Origin of the sequence: Pseudidiomarina tainanensis (assembly GCF_900115255.1) — a bacterium.
In the GTDB taxonomy this organism is placed as follows: domain Bacteria; phylum Pseudomonadota; class Gammaproteobacteria; order Enterobacterales; family Alteromonadaceae; genus Pseudidiomarina; species Pseudidiomarina tainanensis.
Genome location: NZ_FOYU01000002.1, coordinates 255,963 through 273,745, shown reverse-complemented (window position 1 = coordinate 273,745; position 17,783 = coordinate 255,963). Strand labels below are relative to the sequence as shown.

Below are 17,783 nucleotides of genomic sequence, written 5' to 3'. Positions count from 1 at the left end.
GTTACCTACAACTAAAAATCAAAAATTGCGTGGCAATTAAAGACGGATGCGGGTTCCGGCTGCTTCACCCCTTGCCAATCGGGTGAGCGCTTTGGCGTCTTGCCAGCCGGCCACCGCGATACTTCGTCGCGAGGCACGTGCCGCTTGCACGGCTGCGTTGAGTTTGACCAACATGCCGTCGCGCACGGTGTCGTCAGCAATGAGGGCATCCGCTTCGTCAGCGAGGATGGTTTCGATGAGATCACCGTTCTTGTCCAAAATGCCGGGCACGTCGGTGAGTAGAATTAAATCTGCATGCATCAATTGAGCAACGGCAGCAGCGGCTAAGTCAGCATTCACATTTAAACGCTCACCGCTGTCACTGGCGCCAATTGAGCTCAAAATCGGTAAAAAGTTTTGATCGAGTAACACTTGCAAGAGCTTGGCATCGTTCGGTTTTGGAATGCCAACAGCGCCGCGATTGGCGTCAATGTCACAAGCAATACTGTGACCTGCAGCCAGAGTTAAACCAACCGCATTCAATTGATGTTGTTGGGCAAGCGCGACCAGTTGGGTGTTCACGTCACCGGCCAAAACACCAGCCACAATGGGCATCTGTACTGCTGGAGTAATCCGCTGGCCATCCACTTTTAAACTGGTGTGGCCAAGTTGCAACAGCAACGCTTCAACTTGATCGCCACCGCCATGCACTAAAATTAAAGGGCGCAACAACGCTAGTTGCTGAACCGTCTTCAGTAACCGTTCTAAATTGCTGGCGCTTTGTAATACCCGCCCGCCGAGCTTTATAACGAGAGGCGATGTCATACGACGCCTCCGCGTTGTTGTAGTCCGAGTGCTGGCGCAAAATCAAAATACTGATTGGCCAACTGCACCGCTTGGGCAGCTGCGCCTTTCAACAAATTATCGATAGCGGCACAGATAATCAGATGATTCTGATGCACGACGGCGTGAATGTCGCAAAAAGCTGTGCCGACAACATTTTTAATTGCCGGTGGTTGCTGGCATAGCCGAACGAGCGGTTCTGCGGCATAGGCCTGCTGATAGGCCTTATCGACAGTTGCTTGCGAAACACCTGACTTAAGGGGGGCATAAATTGTCGCTAATATCCCGCGTTTGAAATTGCCCAAATGCGGCACAAAAATAACGTCCCGACCGATCGCTTGGGCAATTTCTGGCTGGTGGCGATGTGTTGCAACGCCATACGCGGCTAAGCTCACTTCACAAAAACTCGTATGGCCTGCAGCTTTGCGGCCAGCTCCAGAAACACCACTCACAGCGTTAACCATTGGCACGCCATCAATAAGTGACATCACTGGTTTTAACGCCAAGCTGGAAACAGTTGGATAACAGCCTGGCACCGCAATGAGTTGCTCGGTGCCAATCAGCGTCGTCCACTCGGCTAAGCCATAAGGGATCTCAGTGGGTAAGTCATCGGGCCGTGCGAAACCATAAGCCTGAAAGTGTGCTGATGAGTCACGAAGCCGAAATGCACCTGACAAATCAAATACCACTAACCCAGCGTTGATCAACGCTGGTGCAATTGCCGCACTGGCCTCATGCGGTAGCGCTAAAAAAACCACTCGAACTTGCTGCGCCAGCTGACTCAGCAAATCCGAGTGCCAAGGTTGCAGAATAACATCGAGCTGTCCCGCTAATTGGGGATACAAACTAGCAATTGGCTCTGCATCTTCACGTGCGCTGGAAGAAAAAGCATATTCAAGCGAGAAATGTGGATGGTTATGCAACAGCGACACGAGCTCAACGCCGCTATAGCCGCTCGCTCCAAAAACCGCGCATGGGATTGATTTAACGTGCTCCACCAAACAAACTCACTTGCTCTAATAAGACCCAAAAGATGAATAAATAATAATGCATAAAAATGCACAAAACAAGAATAAAAATACAAAAACCGTTATTCGTTATTCGTACACTTCGCTGTTCGTGCGCGCTTCGCGCTGTTCGGAAAAACATTACGAATAGTGAGGCGTAGCCGAACGGACGAACAGCGAAGCGTACGAATAACGAGTAACGCTCTTGATCTTGTGGGGCTTGGCGCTTATAATTCGCGCCCTAATTTGTCGCGTTGATTAATAAATCAGCGCTTTTTTGAAACAGTAATTTGCGTGGTGCTCGACTTCGGGTCGGGTGGCGATGCAGCCTAACGAGGTAACCCCATGAAACAAGGTATTCACCCAGAATATTCAGAGCTGAAAGTATCATGCTCTTGCGGTCACTCTTTTGTGACTCACTCAACGAAAGGCGGCGAGCTACACTTGGACGTATGTTCAGAGTGTCACCCGTTCTACACTGGTAAGCAGCGTATTATGGACACTGGCGGTCGTATCGAGAAATTCAACAAGCGTTTCAACATGTTGGGTGGCAAGAAGTAATCCAGTTTTGGACATTTCTGCACGATATTTTAGAAAAGGCGCCAGAAGGCGCCTTTTTTATTTTCCGCTTCGGCGCAATGCCGCGCTACCATTGAAAAAAACGATGGTGTCAATTTAAACAACTCTAAATTCTTCTTCGTCTGTGAAGGTTACCATTTGCTTATAGTAAATTGAGCATCAGGTAAGATGTGTTGTTGCATTGATTCACTCTACAATGGCACTATTCACAGTCGTTATTTTCTTTATTTCGAATCAGGTACACGTACTTATGAGCGATTTCCGCAAACAAGCTTTGGATTATCATGCCTACCCAACGCCAGGGAAAATCAGCATTGAGCTGACCAAGCCAGCCGAAACCAGCAAGGATTTAGCGTTGGCGTATAGTCCGGGGGTCGCTGAACCGGTGCGCGCAATTGCGGAAAATCCAGATGATGTATACAAGTACACGGCTAAAGGCAACATGGTCGCAGTGATTTCTAACGGTACCGCTATCTTAGGCCTCGGAAATTTAGGCCCCATGGCATCGAAGCCAGTGATGGAAGGCAAGGCATTGTTGTTCAAACGTTTTGCCGGCCTCGATTCTATTGATATCGAAGTGACGCATCGTACCACGCAAGATTTTATCAACACGGTAGCCAATATCGCCGACAGTTTTGGTGGCGTAAACTTAGAAGATATCAAAGCACCAGAATGTTTCGAAATAGAGCAAGCGTTGATTGAACGCTGCGAAGTGCCTATTTTCCATGATGATCAGCACGGCACAGCTATCGTAACAGCAGCCGGCTTACTCAATGCTTTAGAAATTCAAGGAAAAGACTTACGCAAAGCGCAAATCGTTTGTTTAGGTGCTGGCGCAGCAGCAATCGCCTGCATGGAATTGCTCATTAAGTGCGGTGCTCAACGTGAGCACATCTATATGCTCGATTCCAAAGGCGTGATTCATACGCGCCGTGAAGACTTGAATGAATACAAGGCACTGTTTGCGAATAACACGGACAAACGCACGCTTGAAGAAGTTATTACCGAAGCGGATGTGTTCGTTGGCGTATCAGGGCCGAATCTATTGTCACCAGATGCACTAAAATTGATGGCTGAAAAGCCAATTGTGTTTGCGTGTTCTAACCCAGACCCTGAAATTAAGCCGGAGCTTGCTTTGGCTGTGCGCGATGACCTCATTATGGCGACGGGACGCTCTGATTATCCGAACCAAGTCAATAACGTGCTGTGCTTCCCGTTTATTTTCCGGGGTGCTCTTGATGTACGCGCCAAGGCCATCAACGATGAGATGAAACTCGCCGCTGTTGAAGCCATCCGCCAGCTTGCCAAAGAGCCGGTACCAGAGTCGGTATTAAAAGCCGCCGGCATCGATAAACTCGAGTTTGGCGTCGATTACATTATTCCGAAACCACTGGATCCGCGTTTGCGCACCCGAGTATCGAAAGCGGTGGCTGAAGCTGCAGTGGCGTCCGGAGCCGCCCGCATCGAGCTCCCAAAGAATTACATGACTGAATAAACCCGTTATTCGTGCGCTTCGCTGTTCGTACGCTTCGCTGTTCGTGCGCGCTTCGCGCTGTTCGGAAAAACATTACGAATAGTGAGGCGTAGCCGAACGGACGAACAGCGAAGCGCACGAAAAACGATTAACGCTCTGCGCTTTTCAAGTTACACTTTGCGGTATGACGACAATAATCCAAACCGCGCTACCGGTACCCCTACCACGCCTATTCGATTACGACTGCGAGCAACTGCCCGCTGTCGGCGTGCGTGTGCGCGTGCCCTTTGGTAACCGCGAGTTGGTTGGCGTATGTCTGGGACAGGCATTAGCGCCAGATGATAGTTTTCAGCGCAAAGCGGTGCTTGAGGTTATTGATGACGAGCCACTGTGGCCGCAACCAGTGTGGCGTTTGTTGGAGTGGGCGGCGGATTATTATCATCACCCGCTTGGTGATGTCATTCAAAATGCGATGCCAGTATTGTTGCGTCAGGGAGAGCGGGCGAGTTACCAGGCAACGACGCGCTATCAAGTGACCGAGCAAGGTGCGCAACAATCACCGAATGACTTGAAACGTGCATTACAGCAGCAACGTTTACTGGCTGCACTGCAGCAAAAGCCGCTACTCAGCCGCGATATTCGCATGCAAGAATTTTCGCCTTCTGCGCTTAAAGCGTTGCAAGAAAAAGGTTGGGTTGAAGCTGTTGAGCATATACCAGCGCCAGTACAGTCGTGGTCACTGAAAATAGCCGCAGAGCCGCTACAATTGAACCCCGAACAAGCGCTTGCGGTAGCGGCAATTGGTGCGGCCAAAAAACAACAGACTTATTTGCTCGAAGGGGTCACTGGCAGCGGTAAAACTGAAGTGTATTTGCAGGCAATGGCGGATGTCTTACGTCGCGGTCAGCAAGTACTGATGTTGGTACCCGAAATCGGCTTGACGCCACAAACCCTGAAGCGTTTCCAACAGCGCTTTGATGTGCCGATTGTCATGCTGCATTCAGCGTTGACCGACAGAGAGCGCCTTGACGCTTGGCTCGACGCTCGCGCCGGCAGTGCCGCAATTATTATTGGTACGCGCTCAGCGATTTTCACGCCGTGCAAAGCACTCGGCATGATTATCGTTGATGAGGAGCACGATGGCTCATTAAAGCAGCAAGATGGTTTTCGTTATCATGCCCGTGATATCGCGGTCATGCGCGGCCATGAAGAGCAGGTGCCGGTGATTCTTGGTTCGGCGACACCATCGTTTGAAACGCTCAATAATGCTTTGAATAAGCGTTATGCGCACCTGCAGTTAAGTAGGCGAGCTGGCCAAGCCAAACCGGCACGGCATGTGGTGATGGATATCAAAAACTTGCCATTGAAGGCCGGCTTGTCGCAGCCACTACTGAGTTTAATGCGGGAACATCTCGAAGCTGGCCAGCAAGTCTTATTATTTTTGAACCGTCGCGGGTTTGCGCCCGCGCTACTTTGTCACGAGTGTGGCTGGCTGGCGCAATGCCGTCGCTGTGATGCTTATTACACGGTACATCAAGGTAGTCGACAGTTGCAGTGTCACCATTGTGGCGCGCAGCAACCCATACCTAAACAGTGTCATGACTGTGGTTCAACGCAGCTGATTGGCCGAGGCGTGGGAACCGAGCAACTCGAACAGTTGCTACAAGAGCAATTTCCGGATTATCCGGTGTTGCGTATCGATCGCGACAGCACGCGTAAAAAAGGTAGCTTGCAACAGCATTTGCAAGACGCGCATGACAACAAGTACCCCATCTTAGTCGGCACGCAAATGCTTGCCAAAGGACACCACTTCCCAGACGTTACTCTGGCTGCTTTATTGGATGTTGATGGCGCATTATACAGCGCAGATTTTCGTGCCGCTGAACGTCTTGGCCAGATGTTTACTCAGGTAGCAGGGCGTGCCGGGCGCGCGAGCAAACCCGGCACGGTGGTTCTGCAAACGCATCACCCTGAACACGAGTTAATCCAAGATTTAATTAATAACGGTTATGGGCATTTTGCCCAAACAGCGTTACGCGAACGCCAACTGACGTATTTACCGCCTTTTAGTCAGCACGCATTGTTCCGCGCTGAAGCCAACAATGCCGAGGCGGTCATAGCCGCGCTTGAAGCTATTGCCGCATTGTTTCCACAGCGCGACGACGTGATTGTACTGGGCCCAATCCCAGCCGTGATGGAGCGTCGCGCCGGCCGCTATCGCTATCAATTATTGATTCAAACGCAGCAGCGCGGCATGCGAGCACAGCTATTACGCTATGTTTTACCGCAATTAGAAAAATTGCCGCAGTTACGAAAAGTGCGTTGGTCGCTCGACATCGATCCACAAGACTTCAGTTAGCACGCAAAAGCAGATAAAATAAGAAGTTCGATCGCTCTGCTGTTCGTCCGCTGCGCTGTTGGTCCGTTCGCTACGCCCACTGTTCGTTATTCGAACAGCGCAGCGGACGAACAGCAGAGCGGACGAAAAACGAATCACGCTTTTACGCATTAAGGTTTTTTATTCATGAAAGAACAGTTGGAATCCCTCCTTGGCGCCGCCGTGGCGACCCTACAACAACAAGGCACTTTGCCGGCCGACGTACAGCCACGTATTCAGTTGGACCGTCCGCGCGACAAAAGTCATGGGGATTTCGCAACCAATCTAGCGATGATGTTGGCGAAGCCAGCTCAGATGAACCCGCGTGCGTTAGCAGAAGCGATTATTACTGCGATTCCAGAGAATCAGCTGCTCGCCAAGAGCGACATTGCTGGCCCAGGTTTTATTAACTTCACGATTAGCCAGCAACAGTTATTGGATCAGCTTGAGCGCGCTTATCGCGATAGCCAAGTGGGTATTGAGCCGGCGGCAAAAGCGCAAACCGTGGTGATTGACTATTCGTCACCAAACCTCGCTAAAGAAATGCACGTGGGCCACTTACGCTCTGCCATTATTGGTGATGCAGTTGCCCGCGTTGAAGAGTTGCTTGGCCATAAAGTAATTCGTCAAAACCATGTGGGTGACTGGGGCACGCAGTTTGGTATGTTGCTGGCGCACATGGAAGAGCTCGATAACGAAGAGCTCGGTATGGAGCTAAGCAATCTAGAAACCTTCTACAAAGCAGCGAAAAAGCGCTTTGACGAAAGTGAAGAATTCGCCAAGCGTGCGCGTGAATTAGTCGTTGCGTTGCAGTCGGGTGAGCCGAAGTGTCGTCAGTTGTGGCAACAGTTTATTGATGTGTCACTGAGCCATTGTCAGGAAGTTTACGACCGCTTGGGCGTGAAACTCACGCGCGCCGATGTGATGGCAGAAAGTGCCTATAACGATGACTTGGCGCAGGTAGTCGCAGATTTACGCGAACAAGGGTTGTTGGTTGAAGACCAAGGCGCACAGTGCGTATTCCTTGATGAATTCAAAAACAAAGATGGTGAGTCGCTGCCAGTTATTGTACAAAAATCTGGCGGTGGTTACTTATATGCCACCACCGATTTAGCTGCCGTGCGCTATCGTCAAAATGTGCTCAAAGGCGATCATTTGATGTATTTCGTTGACCAACGCCAAGGTTTGCACTTCCAACAAATTTTCACCTTAGCTCGTAAAGCTGGTTTTGCTCGTGAAGATTTGCAGATGGACCACTACGGCTTTGGTACGGTAATGGGCAAAGACGGACGCCCATATAAGAGTCGCGATGGTGGTGTTACCAAGCTGGCTGATTTGCTCGATGAAGCTGAAAAGCGTGCACTTGAGTTAGTTCAACAGAAAAATGGCGCACTCACCGAAGAAGAGCAGGCACATGTGGCAAAAGTCGTGGGAATCAGCTCAGTCAAATACGCTGATTTATCGAAAAACCGTACCAGCGACTACATCTTCGATTGGGACACCATGTTGAGCTTTGAGGGCAACACCGCACCGTATTTGTTGTATGCCTACACACGCGTGAACAGCGTGTTTAGTAAAGCCGGTGTGAACCCTGACCAGATTGATGCGCCGTTTGTTCTTGAAGACGAACGTGAAATGAATCTTGCGAATACACTCGTTCGCTTTAATGAAGTAGTTCATAGCGTTGCCGATAAAGCGATGCCGCACTTTTTATGTGGTTACCTCTACGATGTGGCTGGCGCATTCTCAAGTTTCTATGAAGCCTGTCCAATTCTGCAAACCGAAGATGACAGCGTACGTCAAAGCCGCTTAAAGCTGGCTGCATTGACCGCTAAAACACTGCGCCAAGGCTTAGAATTGCTCGGCATTCCGACGCTTGAGAAGATGTAATTATGGATTACGCAAACCGTAAGCGTCCGGCCAAACGCACCCCGCCAAAAAAGCCCAATAAAAAGGCCGCGAGAAAGCCTGCGGTCTCATGGTGGGTGGTATTGCTCGCGGTCGCCTTGGTGGCTGCTTTTGTGTGGCTATTGGTAAGCATTGCCGGTAAATCAGAGCAGGCACCTGCGCAAACAACCCCGGTAGAAGTGCCGCAAGCACAACCACAACCGGTTGCCGAACCGTTGCCAGAAAAGCCGGAAGAGCGTTGGCAATATATCGAAGAGTTGGAAAACCAAGAAGTGATTGTCGATGTGCCTGAGCGTGAAGTGGGGCCACCGAAACTCATGCAATGTGGCTCGTTCCGTAATATCAGCGACGCCGAAGAAATGCGTGCGATGATTGCAATGATTGGCTTAGAAGCACAAATTCGCACCACCGACGGTAGCAATGGCGTATGGCACCGCGTGATTCTTGGCCCTTACGAAGGCCGTCGTGCTGCCGAGACCGATCGCCACAAATTGCAACGCGCAAATATCCGCGGTTGCCAAATTTGGAACTGGAATTAATCCCCACCTATTGAAAATCACAAATACGACCTCATAACTGGTTCATAGCAACTAAGAGGACGTATTTGTGACTACTATCGTATCTGTCCGTCGCGGTGACAAAGTTGTCATTGGTGGCGATGGCCAAGTATCGCTTGGCAACACCGTAATGAAAGGCAACGCACGCAAAGTGCGCCGTTTGTACAATAACCAAGTGCTGGCAGGCTTTGCCGGCGGTACTGCCGATGCCTTCACCTTATTTGAACGCTTCGAAAAGAAACTTGAAGCCCATCAAGGCAACTTGATGCGTGCGGCCGTGGAGCTCGCCAAAGATTGGCGTACGGACCGCGCCTTACGTCGCCTTGAAGCCTTATTGGCGGTAGCGGATAAGCACACTTCTTTAATTATTACCGGTAACGGTGACGTAGTGCAGCCGGAAAACGACCTGATCGCGATTGGTTCAGGTGGCCCCTACGCACAAGCTGCAGCAACCGCATTACTGGAAAATACCGAATTAAGCGCACGTGAGATTGTTGAGAAAGCTCTGACGATTGCAGGCGACATTTGTGTCTACACCAACAGTTTCCAAACCATTGAAGAACAGGAGTCGGTAAGCAATGTCTGAGATGACCCCACGCGAGATTGTTGATGAATTGAACCGTCACATTGTCGGCCAAGACGATGCGAAAAAAGCAGTCGCAGTCGCCTTGCGTAACCGCTGGCGACGGATGCAATTGGACGACGAATTACGTCAAGAAGTCACGCCGAAAAACATTTTAATGATTGGTCCAACGGGTGTGGGTAAAACTGAAATTGCGCGCCGCTTAGCAAAGCTGGCGAATGCTCCATTTATCAAGGTGGAAGCAACGAAGTTCACCGAAGTTGGTTATGTTGGTAAAGAAATCGAGTCGATTATTCGCGATCTCACCGATACAGCAGTGAAGCAAACGCGTGAGCAAATGATGCAAAAAGTGCGTCATCGTGCTGAAGACGCCGCCGAAGAGCGGATTCTCGACGCGTTATTGCCTCCGGCTAAGAAAACCGGCTGGGCTGACGAAGAAGAGGAACCGCGCGAGCAGTCGAGTACGCGTCAAACTTTCCGTAAAAAATTGCGCGAAGGTCAGTTGGACGATAAAGAAATTGAAATTGAGATCAGCGCACCGCAAATGGGCGTTGAGATTATGGCGCCGCCAGGCATGGAAGAAATGACTTCGCAGTTGCAAAGCATGTTCCAGAACATTGGCAGTGGCAAAGCAAAACCGAAGAAAATGAAAATTAAGGATGCGTTTAAGCAGCTTATTGAAGAAGAAGCCGCGAAAATGCTGAATCCGGAAGATATTAAAGAACAAGCGTTACACTCCGTTGAGCAAAACGGCATTGTTTTCTTAGATGAAATTGACAAGATTTGTAAGCGCGGTGATGTATCTGGCCCTGATGTTTCGCGTGAAGGTGTGCAACGTGACTTGTTGCCATTAGTCGAGGGTACCACGGTGTCGACCAAGCATGGCATGGTGAAAACCGACCATATTCTATTTATCGCCTCCGGTGCGTTTCAAATGTCGAAACCATCAGATTTGATTCCAGAATTACAAGGTCGCTTACCAATTCGCGTTGAACTACAGGCGTTAACGAGCTCTGACTTTGTCCGTATTTTGACGGAGCCAAATGCATCGTTGACCACGCAGTATAAAGCGCTGATGGCTACCGAAGGTGTTGAAGTTGAGTTTACCAAAGACGGTATTCAGCGCATTGCTGAAACGGCATTCCAAGTGAACGAAACCACCGAAAACATTGGTGCGCGCCGTTTACACACCGTTTTAGAACGTTTAATGGAAGAAATCTCGTTTAAAGCCAGTGACTTACATGGTCAACGCATTGAAATCAATGCGGCCTATGTTGACCGTTATCTTGGTGAGCTGGCACAGGACGAAGACCTCAGCCGCTTTATTTTATAATTGCTTGACCCGCGCCGCTTTTGCACTTGGGCAGAAGCGGCTATACTGTGCTTTAACATTCAAGACGTTAAGTCACAGTGAACGGGGTACGGCAATGGAATACAACACGTCAGAACTTTGCGATTTATACCCAGATCTTGTCGATGTGGTTGAACCCATGTTCATTCATTACGGCGGTCGGGTTTCGTTTGGCGGCCAGTTGGTCACCGTGAAGTGCTTCGAAGACAAAGGCATTATCGAAGACGTAGTTCAGCAACCTGGAACCGGCAAAGTATTGCTGATTGATGGTGGTGGCTCAACGCGTCGTGCGCTAGTCGACATCGCTGTGGCAGACTTAGCGTTTGAGAACGATTGGGAAGGCATCATTTGTTATGGTGCTGTTCGCGACGTGGATGCCCTAGATGAGCTTGATATGGGCATTATGGCGGTGGCTTCTATTCCGGTTGGTGCTGCGAACGATGGCATCGGCGAAGTTGACGTTGCAGTGAATTTCGGTGGCGTGACTTTCTTACCAGAAGACCATTTATACGCCGATAGCACCGGCATCATTATTGCACCAGAACCACTCGACATTGAATAAGTTATTATGTTCTTAACTTCTATTGACCCCGCTGCGTGGTTTACCCCACGTAGCGGCGAGATTCGTCTCGGTCAAACCCTACATTGTTTACCCGAAATCGATACGATTGATGCTTATCATGATGCCTTGCAGCAAGCGTGGGAGCGCGGGCAACGTATTGCCATTGTTGGCGTGCCTGAGTCAATAGGTCCGCGCGCGAATCTCGGCCGCGGTGGCGCAGAACATGCCTACGTAGCGGCGCTAAAAGGCTTGTTAGCGTTACAATCCAACCCGATGATCGCCGACCACGAGTTGTTGCTTGTTGGGCAAGTGCAATGTGACGACTTACAGCAACAAGCGGATGCGTTACGCAACACGGATGCCGGCGAATTAGCGCAGTTACGTGAACTCTGTGAGCGCCTCGATCAGCGCGTTCAACAAGTGCTAGTGCCACTATTTGAAGCGGGTTTTGATGTCATACTTGTTGGTGGCGGTCACAATAATGCCTACCCATTGTTGACCTCGTTGCAGCAGGCTTCGGGTGAGAGTGTTGGTGCCGTCAACCTTGACCCGCATGCCGATTTCCGAGCGCGTGAAGGGCGCCACAGCGGCAATGGTTTTAGCTATGCCTATATGGAAGGCGCACTGAAACATTATCATGTGGTTGGCCTGCATGAAGGTAAGAACAACGCGGAGAGCTTGAAACAACTCGCCGATGCAGAATTTACCTATCGCAGTGTGCATGAGCTCTACACGCACGATTGGTCGAACGAGCTAAGCGCCATTGCCGCGCAAGCGGAAGCCTGGCATGTGCCATTAGGCATCGAGATTGATGTGGACGCCCTACAGGTTGTGCCCGCTAGCGCGATTAACTTCAACGGCTTGAGTGTCGCACATGGATATAGTTTGGTGGAAACCTTAGCCAGCTTACCGCGTACGCGCTATCTGCATTTAGCCGAAGCGGCGCCGAGCTTGCACCCCGCTGGACGCGAAGCCGGCGACATGGCCTGTGCGCAACTCTTGAGTGAGTTAGTACTGGCTTACCTGCACGGCTTTCAACGCCGCGAACCTTGATACCAACAGGCGCTTAATGGGTTGGTACCAAACTGATACGTTAGCGCCGCCGGATCCTCGACGTTCCACAAACACAAATCAGCCCGCATACCAGCAACTAATTGCCCGCGATCACGTAAGCCGAGCGCTTGCGCTGCGTTGACGGTCACCCCACGCAAACATTCTTCTGGTGTCATGCGGAATAATGTCGCCGCCATTTGTAGCATCAGCTGAAGACTCAGAATAGGCGAGGTGCCTGGATTGGCGTCGGTCGACACGGCAATCGGTACGTTGTAGTCGCGTAGTAACTGTAATGGCGGTTGTTTGGTTTCTCGTAGAAAATAGAATGCACCTGGAAGCAATACGGCAACGGTGCCAGCTTGAGCCATTGCTTGTACACCAGCTTCATCTAAATATTCCAGATGGTCACAGGAGAGTGCTTGATAGCGCGCCGCCAGCGCACTGCCGTGTTGATTACTCAGCTGTTCAGCATGTAGCTTCACCGGAATGCCAGCCGCTTGCGCCGCTTGAAAGACGCGTTCGGTTTGCGCCGGAGTAAAACCAACGGATTCACAAAATGCGTCGACTGCATCGGCTAAGCCTTCGGCTGCCAAAGTTGGGATAATAGATTCAACTACCGTATCAATGTACGCATCAGCTTGGTCTTTGTATTCCGGCGGCACCGCATGGGCCGCCAGCAATGTGGTTTGTACGGATACCGGCATTAATTCAGCAAGTTGACGCGCTGCCCGCAGTTGCTTGCGCTCATCTTCAAGGCTCAAGCCATAGCCTGACTTGATTTCAATCGTCGTCACGCCTTCGCGCAATAGCGCTTGTAAGCGAGGTGTCGTCACCTTAACCAGATCGTGTTCTGAAGCGGCGCGTGTTGCTCGAACCGTCGCTGCGATGCCTCCACCTTGGCCGGCAATCTCGGCATAGCTGACACCGTGCAGGCGCTTGGCAAACTCATCAGCGCGCGAACCGGCCCAGACTAAATGGGTATGACAGTCAATCAACCCGGGCGTGACTAAGCCACCCTGGCCATCAATAATTTCAGCGGTCACGTCAGGCGCTTCGTTGCGCTTGCCAGCGAAATGAATCTGCTCGTGATCGAACACAATCACGCCGTCATCTATAAGTCCGTAGCCCTCACCAGTCATGGTGGCAAGGCGGACATTTTCGAGGCGCTGCATGGTTGCTGTCATAAAAATTCTCCCGCTGACAACTTGTATATACAATTAAAGATGGCTACACTCTATCACACTCTAGCATGAGTCTGAATGATTTCATCACAGCCGCTGCCCATGGTAGCCAATGCGATAATCACATAGGTAGAACGCTCGTGAAATTTTCCAAAATCAAACAGCATATTTACAGCAAAATAGCGTCGGGCGAGTGGCCGGAAAACCACCCAGTGAGTTCTGAAAATGCGCTGGCGATTCAATTTAAAGTCAGTCGGATGACCGCACGCCGCGCTTTGCAGGAATTGGCGGACGAAGGATTGGTGATTCGCTCGAAAGGCTCGGGCACCTATGTTGCGCCGCTAAAATCGCAAACCTCGTTTATGGCCATTCGCAACATTGCCGATGAAATTCGTGCTCGCCAGCATGATTATGAGGCACATGTGCACGTTCTCAGGCAAGTACCAGCGAGTTTGCAGGTAGCTGAGCAACTTCAGGTTGAACCGGAAACACCGGTGTTCTATTCGGTGATTACCCATTTAGAAAACGGTTTGCCAGTACAAGTTGAAGAACGCTATGTGAACCCTGCCGTTGCGACCGATTATTTAAAGCAAGATTTTCGCCAAATTACACCGCATGAATATTTAAGTGCCGTGGCACCACTGACCGAAGCAAGTCACCAAATTGAAGCGGTGACCCCGAGCACACATGTTTGCGAATGGCTTGAGTTAGCCAAACCAGAGCCATGTTTACGTATTGTTCGTCGCACATGGAGCGATGCCGGTGTGGTGACTTATGCAGTATTGACGCACCCAGGCTCTCGCTTTGTGCTGGGTGGCCATTTAACGTTTAAAGCTTAAACGCAGTTCAAAGAAAGGATCAACAGATGAGTTTTACCCGCTTAGATAAAAGCCGCAAGATTCGCGCTGATCGTGGTGCTGAGCTCACCACGGCAAACTGGCAGATTGAAGCTGCCAAACGGATGCTCATGAATAACCTCGACGATGAGGTTGCTGAACACCCGCAAGCATTAGTGGTGTATGGCGGTATTGGCCGTGCTGCACGTAGCTGGGAGGCATTCGACAAAATTGTGGAAGTTCTCGAGCGCTTAAAACCAACCGAAACCTTATTGGTACAATCCGGCAAACCTGTGGGCGTATTCCCAACGCATGAAGATGCGCCACGGGTGTTGATTGCCAACTCAAACTTAGTACCTGAGTGGGCTAACTGGGAACACTTCAACGAGCTCGATAAAAAGGGCTTAATGATGTACGGCCAAATGACGGCCGGTTCGTGGATTTACATCGGCTCGCAAGGCATTGTGCAAGGTACCTACGAAACATTCGTTTCAGTAGCGCGTCAGCATTTTGATGGCAACACCAAAGGCCGTTGGATACTGACGGGTGGCCTTGGTGGCATGGGTGGTGCGCAGCCGTTGGCAGCAACCATGGCGGGCTATAGCATGTTGGCTGTTGACGTGGATGAAACGCGCATCGATTTTCGCTTACGCACTCGTTATGTCGACCATAAAGCCACCTCATTAGACGAAGCTCTGAAACTGATTGATACAGCACGCGCAGAAGGTCGTGCGATTTCGGTTGGCTTGCTGGGCAACGCAGCCGATGTTTACGCGGAGTTAGTTGAGCGTAATATCACCCCAGATGTGGTGACTGACCAAACCTCAGCGCATGATCCGTTGCATGGCTATTTGCCGCAAGGATGGACGCTCGAGCAGTACTTAGAACGCCAAGAAAGCGATCCGACTGGTACGGTTGCCGCGGCGAAGCAGTCGATGGCAGTGCAAGTACGCGCCATGTTGACGCTACAAAAACGTGGCGCAGCCACCCTAGATTACGGCAACAACATTCGTCAAATGGCCAAAGACGTCGGTGTTGATCACGCATTTGATTTCCCTGGTTTCGTCCCTGCGTATATTCGGCCGTTATTCTGCCAAGGCATTGGCCCATTCCGTTGGGTCGCGCTATCAGGTGATCCAGAAGATATCTACAAAACCGATGCCAAAGTGAAAGAGCTAATTCCAGATGACCCGCATCTGCATAATTGGTTGGACATGGCGCGCGAGCGTATTAGCTTCCAAGGCTTACCAGCACGTATTTGCTGGATTGGTTTGAAAGACCGCGCGCGTATTGCCCGTGCTTTCAACGAGATGGTGAAAAACGGCGAACTAAAAGCGCCGATTGTCATCGGTCGTGACCACCTTGATTCAGGTTCAGTCGCGAGCCCGAACCGCGAAACCGAAAGCATGCTTGATGGTTCTGATGCGGTTTCCGATTGGCCATTACTAAACGCTCTATTAAACACCGCTGGCGGGGCTACCTGGGTCAGCCTGCATCACGGTGGTGGTGTTGGCATGGGTTACTCACAACACTCAGGCGTGGTCATTGTTGCTGACGGTACTGACGCTGCGGACCAACGTTTAAGTCGCGTGCTGTGGAATGATCCGGGTACGGGCGTGATGCGCCATGCCGACGCTGGCTACGACATTGCAAAAGACTGTGCACGCGAACAAGGGTTAGATTTACCAATGCTGGAGGGCAAATAAATGAGTGATGTATTTGAGTTGCAACCTGGCACGTTAAGTCTTTCGCAGTTGCGTCAATGGTGGCAGGAGCCACAGCAACTGGCGTTGCATGCTGATGCCTCAGCAGTGATTGCACGTTCGCATCAAACCGTTGCTGATGTGCTAGCCAAGGGTAAGGTTGTTTACGGCATCAATACCGGTTTTGGTTTGCTGGCCAACACTCGTATTCCACCAGAAAAACTGGAAGACTTGCAGCGCCGCATTGTGCTATCACACGCCGCCGGCACTCAGGAACTCATGGATGACACCGTGGTGCGTTTGATGTTGTTGCTGAAAATTAACTCTCTCAGCCGCGGCTTCTCGGGCGTTCGCCAAGAGGTCATTGATGCGTTGATTGAGTTACTCAATAATGAAGTGTACCCATGTGTTCCTAGCAAAGGCTCAGTGGGCGCATCAGGTGACTTAGCGCCATTAGCGCACCTCGTATTACCGTTACTCGGTGAAGGCCAAGTGCGCGTGGACGGCAAAATTTACCCTGCGGTTGAGGGAATGGCGAAAGCTGGTTTGAAGCCACTGAGCGCCCTCGCACCAAAAGAAGGTTTGGCGTTACTCAACGGCACCCAGGCATCAACCGCGCTGGCGCTGCATGGTTTATTCCAAATTGAACGAGTGTTCAACGCTGCGTTGGTCACTGGTGCTATGGCCGTGGAAGCGGCAATGGGCTCTCGCTCACCTTTTGATGCGCGTATTCACGCAGTACGCGGTCAGCCGGGGCAAATTGCGGTGGCGCAAAGTTTCCGTCAGTTATTGGGTGATAGCTCTGAAGTTGCTGCAGCGCATGTGGACTGTGAAAAGGTACAAGATCCGTACTCGTTGCGTTGTCAGCCGCAAGTGATGGGCGCCGTGTTTGATCAGTTGCAACATGCGAGTCAAATCTTAGTGCGTGAAGCCAATGGTGTGACTGATAACCCGCTGGTATTTAGCGATAACGGTGACATTATTTCTGGCGGCAACTTCCATGCTGAGCCGGTAGCGATGGCAGCCGATATTCTGGCGATTGCGGCGAGCGAAATTGGTGCGTTGTCTGAGCGCCGTAGCGCTCTGTTAATCGACCATCACTTGAGTAACTTACCACCATTTTTGGTCAACGACGGCGGCGTGAACTCAGGTTTTATGCTGGCGCAGGTAACCGCTGCGGCATTAGCGTCAGAAAACAAGACGCTCGCGCATCCAGCATCAGTAGATAGCTTGCCAACATCAGCAAACCAAGAAGATCACGTATCCATGGCAACCTTTGCGGCACGTCGGTTAACCGATATCGCGCGTAATATTCGCGACATCGTTGCCATTGAATTGTTAGAAGCGGCTCAAGGTTTAGATTTCCGACGTCCGTTAAAAGCAGCACCGGCAATTGAAGAAGCGCATGCACGGGTACGTGCGCAAGTTGGTTTTTACGACCAAGACCGTTACTTTGCGCCGGATATTGCCGCTATTGCGACATTGATAGAAAACGGGAAGTTGCACAATTTAGTGCAAGAAGGGGCTGTACTTGAGGACGCTTAAGCGTCCTCTTCTTCGTCTTTTAAAGCCTGGCAGTCGACACATAATGCGACGTCAGGCTTAGCGGCCAAACGCGCCGCAGAAATCTCTTCGCCACATTCAACACAGTAACCGTATTCGCCACTGCGCATACGCTGTAAAGCAGCATCAGCGCTTTGCGCCTGACGGGTTCCTGGCTGCTCATTCACAACCGTTTCAAGCTTACTCCGAATACGTAACAACTGCTGGGCGGATAAATTATCACTCAT

Annotated in this window: 16 protein-coding genes; 12 read left to right on the top strand and 4 right to left on the bottom strand. The window is 50.8% G+C overall.

Annotation, left to right across the window (positions count from 1 at the left end; all coding sequences use genetic code 11):
• Positions 1–36: 36 nt before the first annotated feature.
• Together argB and argC are read right to left on the bottom strand one after the other, a co-directional pair.
• Entirely contained in the window at positions 37–804 is a 768-nt protein-coding gene (argB, locus tag BM292_RS08135) for an acetylglutamate kinase (protein ID WP_092857424.1), read from the bottom strand.
• Positions 801–1,820, bottom strand: a complete 1,020-nt coding sequence (gene argC, locus BM292_RS08130) for an N-acetyl-gamma-glutamyl-phosphate reductase (protein WP_342742009.1) — start codon at positions 1,818–1,820, stop codon at positions 801–803. Before argC ends, argB begins: the two co-directional genes overlap by 4 nt.
• Before the next feature lie 354 nt (positions 1,821–2,174).
• Between argC and rpmE the strand changes: the two genes are divergently transcribed.
• The 9 genes from rpmE to BM292_RS08085 all read left to right on the top strand — a co-directional run bounded on the left by rpmE (position 2,175) and on the right by BM292_RS08085 (position 12,273).
• The gene (gene rpmE, locus BM292_RS08125) at positions 2,175–2,390 is read left to right on the top strand and encodes a 50S ribosomal protein L31 (RefSeq protein WP_092857422.1); all 216 of its coding nucleotides are present in this window, start codon (positions 2,175–2,177) and stop codon (positions 2,388–2,390) included.
• 268 nt (positions 2,391–2,658) lie between these two features.
• Positions 2,659–3,903: a malic enzyme-like NAD(P)-binding protein gene (locus BM292_RS08120; protein WP_092857420.1), complete on the top strand. Its 1,245-nt coding sequence runs from the start codon at positions 2,659–2,661 to the stop codon at positions 3,901–3,903.
• Positions 3,904–4,066: 163 nt separating this feature from the next.
• Positions 4,067–6,241, top strand: a complete 2,175-nt coding sequence (gene priA / locus BM292_RS08115; protein ID WP_092857418.1) for a primosomal protein N' — start codon at positions 4,067–4,069, stop codon at positions 6,239–6,241.
• A gap of 165 nt (positions 6,242–6,406) precedes the next feature.
• Positions 6,407–8,149 (top strand): arginine--tRNA ligase, encoded by a 1,743-nt coding sequence (gene argS, locus BM292_RS08110; RefSeq protein ID WP_092857416.1) that lies wholly within the window; start codon positions 6,407–6,409, stop codon positions 8,147–8,149.
• A gap of 2 nt (positions 8,150–8,151) precedes the next feature.
• Positions 8,152–8,706, top strand: a complete 555-nt coding sequence (locus tag BM292_RS08105; protein WP_092857414.1) for an SPOR domain-containing protein — start codon at positions 8,152–8,154, stop codon at positions 8,704–8,706.
• 67 nt (positions 8,707–8,773) lie between these two features.
• Entirely contained in the window at positions 8,774–9,310 is a 537-nt protein-coding gene (gene hslV / locus BM292_RS08100; protein ID WP_055439050.1) for an ATP-dependent protease subunit HslV, read from the top strand.
• Positions 9,303–10,640 carry an ATP-dependent protease ATPase subunit HslU gene (hslU, locus tag BM292_RS08095; protein ID WP_092857412.1) on the top strand — a complete coding sequence of 446 codons (1,338 nt, stop codon included), beginning with the start codon at positions 9,303–9,305 and terminating at the stop codon, positions 10,638–10,640. Before hslV ends, hslU begins: the two co-directional genes overlap by 8 nt.
• A 94-nt stretch (positions 10,641–10,734) precedes the next feature.
• Positions 10,735–11,220: a ribonuclease E activity regulator RraA gene (gene rraA, locus BM292_RS08090; protein ID WP_092857410.1), complete on the top strand. Its 486-nt coding sequence runs from the start codon at positions 10,735–10,737 to the stop codon at positions 11,218–11,220.
• Positions 11,221–11,226: 6 nt separating this feature from the next.
• Positions 11,227–12,273 carry a formimidoylglutamase gene (locus tag BM292_RS08085; protein WP_092857408.1) on the top strand — a complete coding sequence of 349 codons (1,047 nt, stop codon included), beginning with the start codon at positions 11,227–11,229 and terminating at the stop codon, positions 12,271–12,273.
• On the opposite strand, the gene hutI is transcribed toward BM292_RS08085, so the two are convergent.
• Positions 12,255–13,445: an imidazolonepropionase gene (gene hutI, locus BM292_RS08080; RefSeq protein WP_092857595.1), complete on the bottom strand. Its 1,191-nt coding sequence runs from the start codon at positions 13,443–13,445 to the stop codon at positions 12,255–12,257. The two genes, BM292_RS08085 and hutI, sit on opposite strands and share 19 nt — an antisense overlap.
• Before the next feature lie 149 nt (positions 13,446–13,594).
• On the opposite strand from hutI, the gene hutC reads away from it, so the two are divergent.
• Genes hutC through hutH form a run of 3 tightly spaced genes read left to right on the top strand, consistent with a single transcriptional unit; the run spans position 13,595 to position 17,538 of the window.
• Positions 13,595–14,293: a histidine utilization transcriptional repressor HutC gene (gene hutC / locus BM292_RS08075; protein ID WP_233340243.1), complete on the top strand. Its 699-nt coding sequence runs from the start codon at positions 13,595–13,597 to the stop codon at positions 14,291–14,293.
• A gap of 26 nt (positions 14,294–14,319) precedes the next feature.
• Entirely contained in the window at positions 14,320–15,996 is a 1,677-nt protein-coding gene (gene hutU, locus BM292_RS08070; RefSeq protein WP_092857404.1) for a urocanate hydratase, read from the top strand.
• On the top strand, positions 15,997–17,538 hold the full coding sequence (gene hutH / locus BM292_RS08065; RefSeq protein ID WP_092857402.1) for a histidine ammonia-lyase: 1,542 nt from the start codon (positions 15,997–15,999) through the stop codon (positions 17,536–17,538). It abuts the gene before it with no gap.
• On the opposite strand, the gene BM292_RS08060 is transcribed toward hutH, so the two are convergent.
• Positions 17,535–17,783 (bottom strand): TraR/DksA family transcriptional regulator, encoded by a 249-nt coding sequence (locus BM292_RS08060; protein WP_092857400.1) that lies wholly within the window; start codon positions 17,781–17,783, stop codon positions 17,535–17,537. The two genes, hutH and BM292_RS08060, sit on opposite strands and share 4 nt — an antisense overlap.

What these genes read in the sequence shown, in the direction of transcription:
- argB (WP_092857424.1), bottom strand. Translation starts at nt 804, where the DNA reads ATGACATCGCCTCTCGTTATAAAGCTCGGCGGGCGGGTATTACAAAGC.
- rpmE (WP_092857422.1), top strand. Translation starts at nt 2,175, where the DNA reads ATGAAACAAGGTATTCACCCAGAATATTCAGAGCTGAAAGTATCATGC.
- BM292_RS08120 (WP_092857420.1), top strand. Translation starts at nt 2,659, where the DNA reads ATGAGCGATTTCCGCAAACAAGCTTTGGATTATCATGCCTACCCAACG.
- priA (WP_092857418.1), top strand. Translation starts at nt 4,067, where the DNA reads ATGACGACAATAATCCAAACCGCGCTACCGGTACCCCTACCACGCCTA.
- argS (WP_092857416.1), top strand. Translation starts at nt 6,407, where the DNA reads ATGAAAGAACAGTTGGAATCCCTCCTTGGCGCCGCCGTGGCGACCCTA.
- BM292_RS08105 (WP_092857414.1), top strand. Translation starts at nt 8,152, where the DNA reads ATGGATTACGCAAACCGTAAGCGTCCGGCCAAACGCACCCCGCCAAAA.
- hslU (WP_092857412.1), top strand. Translation starts at nt 9,303, where the DNA reads ATGTCTGAGATGACCCCACGCGAGATTGTTGATGAATTGAACCGTCAC.
- rraA (WP_092857410.1), top strand. Translation starts at nt 10,735, where the DNA reads ATGGAATACAACACGTCAGAACTTTGCGATTTATACCCAGATCTTGTC.
- BM292_RS08085 (WP_092857408.1), top strand. Translation starts at nt 11,227, where the DNA reads ATGTTCTTAACTTCTATTGACCCCGCTGCGTGGTTTACCCCACGTAGC.
- hutI (WP_092857595.1), bottom strand. Translation starts at nt 13,445, where the DNA reads ATGCAGCGCCTCGAAAATGTCCGCCTTGCCACCATGACTGGTGAGGGC.
- hutU (WP_092857404.1), top strand. Translation starts at nt 14,320, where the DNA reads ATGAGTTTTACCCGCTTAGATAAAAGCCGCAAGATTCGCGCTGATCGT.
- hutH (WP_092857402.1), top strand. Translation starts at nt 15,997, where the DNA reads ATGAGTGATGTATTTGAGTTGCAACCTGGCACGTTAAGTCTTTCGCAG.
- BM292_RS08060 (WP_092857400.1), bottom strand. Translation starts at nt 17,783, where the DNA reads ATGAGTGATAATTTATCCGCCCAGCAGTTGTTACGTATTCGGAGTAAG.